Origin of the sequence: Pseudomonas sp. NPDC087697 (assembly GCF_044743155.1) — a bacterium.
Taxonomy (GTDB): Bacteria; Pseudomonadota; Gammaproteobacteria; order Pseudomonadales; family Pseudomonadaceae; genus Aquipseudomonas.
The window spans coordinates 1-3289 of sequence record NZ_JBIUVW010000091.1 but is presented as its reverse complement, the minus strand read 5'-3'; the positions used below and the strand labels follow the sequence as shown (position 1 = coordinate 3289).

At 60.0% G+C, this 3289-nt stretch carries 2 protein-coding genes; both read left to right on the top strand.

What is annotated here, in order from left to right:
- Positions 1 to 2 precede the first annotated feature (2 nt).
- On the top strand, positions 3 to 977 hold the full coding sequence (gene pheS, locus ACIPIN_RS28865; RefSeq protein WP_401124901.1) for a phenylalanine--tRNA ligase subunit alpha: 975 nt from the start codon (positions 3 to 5) through the stop codon (positions 975 to 977).
- A gap of 26 nt (positions 978 to 1003) precedes the next feature.
- The coding region (pheT, locus tag ACIPIN_RS28860) for a phenylalanine--tRNA ligase subunit beta (protein ID WP_401124898.1) at positions 1004 to 3289 on the top strand (2286 nt) is incomplete at its 3' end.

Below are 3289 nucleotides of genomic sequence, written 5' to 3'. Positions count from 1 at the left end.
CTGTGCAAAGCGCTGAAGATATCAATGCCCTGGAGCAAATCCGGGTTCACTACCTTGGCAAAAAGGGTGAATTGACTCAGGTGATGAAGACCCTGGGGAATTTGCCGGCAGAGGAGCGTCCGCAGGTCGGTGCTCTGATCAATGTTGCCAAGGAGCGTGTCACAGAGGTTCTCAATGCGCGCAAGGCACTGTTTGAAGAGGCTGATCTGGCCGCCAAACTGTCCGCCGAGTCCATTGACGTGACCCTGCCTGGCCGCGGTCAGACCTCGGGTGGACTGCATCCGGTTACCCGCACTCTGGAACGTATCGAACAATTCTTCACCCATATTGGCTACGGCATCGCCGAAGGCCCTGAGGTCGAAGACGATTACCACAACTTTGAAGCGCTCAACATCCCAGGCCATCACCCGGCCCGGTCGATGCATGACACCTTCTATTTCAATGCGAACATGTTGCTGCGCACCCATACCTCGCCGGTACAGGTCCGCACCATGGAGTCGAAACAGCCGCCGATCCGCATCGTCTGCCCAGGCCGTGTGTATCGTAGCGACTCGGATATCACCCACTCGCCGATGTTTCACCAGGTCGAAGGCCTGCTGGTCGACCGCGATATCAATTTCGCCGACCTGAAAGGGACCATCGAAGAGTTCCTGCGCGTGTTCTTCGAAAAAGAACTGGCGGTGCGTTTCCGTCCTTCGTACTTCCCGTTCACCGAGCCGTCCGCCGAAGTCGACATGGAATGCGTGATGTGCAGCGGTAAAGGCTGCCGTGTCTGCAAGCAGACTGGCTGGCTGGAAGTCATGGGCTGCGGCATGGTTCACCCGAACGTGCTGCGTATGTCGGGGATCGATCCGGAAGAGTTCTCGGGCTTTGCCTTCGGCATGGGCGTTGAGCGTCTGGCCATGCTGCGTTACGGCGTGAACGACGAGCGCCTGTTCTTCGACAACGACTTGCGGGTCCTCGCGCAATTTCGCTAGTCGTAACGAATTTTTAGGAGAGCAGGATGAAATTCAGTGAACAATGGCTGCGCGGCTGGGTAAGCCCGCAGGTAAGTCGCGACGAGCTGGTTGCTCGTCTGTCGATGGCCGGTCTTGAGGTCGATAGCGTTACGCCGGCCGCCGGTGTTTTCAGCGGTGTAGTGGTCGGCGAAGTGCTGAGCACCGAGCAACACCCCGATGCCGACAAGCTGCGCGTTTGCCAGGTCAGCAATGGCTCGGAGACCTTCCAGGTGGTATGCGGCGCGCCAAACGTGCGCCCGGGCCTGAAGATCCCGTTCGCCATGATCGGTGCCGAACTGCCAGGCGACTTCAAAATCAAGAAAGCCAAGCTGCGTGGCGTCGAGTCGAACGGCATGCTGTGCTCGCAAGTCGAACTGCAAGTGGGCGAAGGCAACGACGGCCTGATGGAATTGCCGGCCGATGCGCCGGTCGGTCAGGATATTCGTGAATACCTGAACCTGGACGACGCCAGCATCGAGGTCGACCTGACCCCGAACCGCGGCGACTGCCTGTCCCTGGCCGGTCTGGCCCGTGAAGTCGGTGCGCTCTACGCTGTCGAAGTCACACGCCCGGTCATTGCCAGCGTTCCAGCCGTGCACGATGAAGTGCGTTCGATTGAGGTTCTGGCGCCGGCCGCTTGCCCACGTTACTTGGGTCGTGTGATCCGTAACGTCGACCTGTCCAGGCCTACGCCGCTGTGGATGGTTGAGCGTCTGCGTCGTGCCGATGTGCGCAGCATCGACGCTGCCGTCGACATCACCAACTATGTGATGCTGGAGCTGGGCCAACCGCTGCACGCTTTCGATCTCGCCGAAATCAATGGCGGCATCCGCGTGCGCATGGCCGAAGAAGGCGAGAAGCTGGTGCTGCTCGACGGTCAGGAAGTCAGCCTGCGTAGCGATACGCTGGTGATTGCCGACCATTCCCGCGCCCTGGCGATTGCCGGTGTGATGGGTGGCGAGCACAGCGGTGTTTCCGCGACCACTCGCGATGTATTCCTGGAAAGTGCGTTCTTCGATCAGATTGCTGTCGCTGGCAAGGCCCGTTCCTATGGCCTGCACACCGACGCCTCGCACCGCTACGAGCGTGGCGTGGACTGGCAACTGGCCCGTGAAGCCATGGAGCGCGCCACTGGCCTGCTGCTGGAAATCACTGGCGGCGAAGCTGGCCCGATCATCGAAACCGTCAGCGAGCAGCACCTGCCGTCGATCGCGCCGATCACGCTGCGTGCCCAGCGCATCACCCAGATGCTGGGTATGGAAATGGATTCGGCCGAAGTCGAGCGTCTGCTCAGTGCTTTGGGCCTGACGATTTCTGCTGATGGGGCAGGGCAGTGGCATGTTGAAGTGCCAAGCCATCGCTTCGATATCAGCCTTGAAGTCGACCTGATCGAAGAGCTGGCCCGTCTGTACGGCTACAACCGTCTGCCGGTTCGCTACCCGCAAGCCCGTCTGGCGCCGCAAGCCAAGGCTGAAGCGCGTAGCGATCTGCCTGAGCTGCGCCGCCTGCTGGTGGCTCGTGGTTATCAGGAAGCGATCACTTACAGCTTCATCGATCCGAAGCAGTTCGAGCTGTTCAACCCGGGCGTCGAGCCTCTGTTGCTGGCCAACCCGATTTCGAACGACATGGCCGCCATGCGCTCGTCCCTGTGGCCGGGTCTGGTCAAGGCGCTTCAGCACAACCTGAACCGCCAACAAGATCGCGTCCGTCTGTTCGAAAGCGGTCTGCGCTTCGTCGGTCAGCTGGAAGGCCTGAAGCAAGAGCCGATGCTGGCCGGTGTGGTCTGCGGCAGCCGTCTGCCGGAAGGCTGGGCCCAAGGTCGCGATACCGTGGACTTCTTCGACGTCAAAGCCGACGTGGAAGCAGTGCTGGGCTTTGCCGGTGCGCTGGACTCGTTCACCTTCGTTCCGGGTAAGCACCCTGCGTTGCACCCGGGTCAAACCGCGCGCATCGAGCGTGAGGGTCGCGTAGTCGGTTACGTTGGCGCTATCCACCCTGAATTGTCGAAAACCCTCGGTCTCGATCGTCCGGTCTTCGTTTTCGAGCTGGTTTTGGCCGAAGTGGCATTGGGCAAAATGCCTAAATTCAGCGAGTTGTCGCGCTTTCCTGAAGTGCGTCGTGACCTTGCGCTGCTGGCAGACAAAGACGTTGCAGCCAGTGCCGTAATGGACGTAATCCGTGAAAATGCAGGCGAATGGCTGACGGACCTCAGGCTATTTGACGTGTATCAGGGTAAAGGTATTGATCCGCATAGAAAAAGCCTTGCAGTTGGCTTGACCTGGCAGCATCCA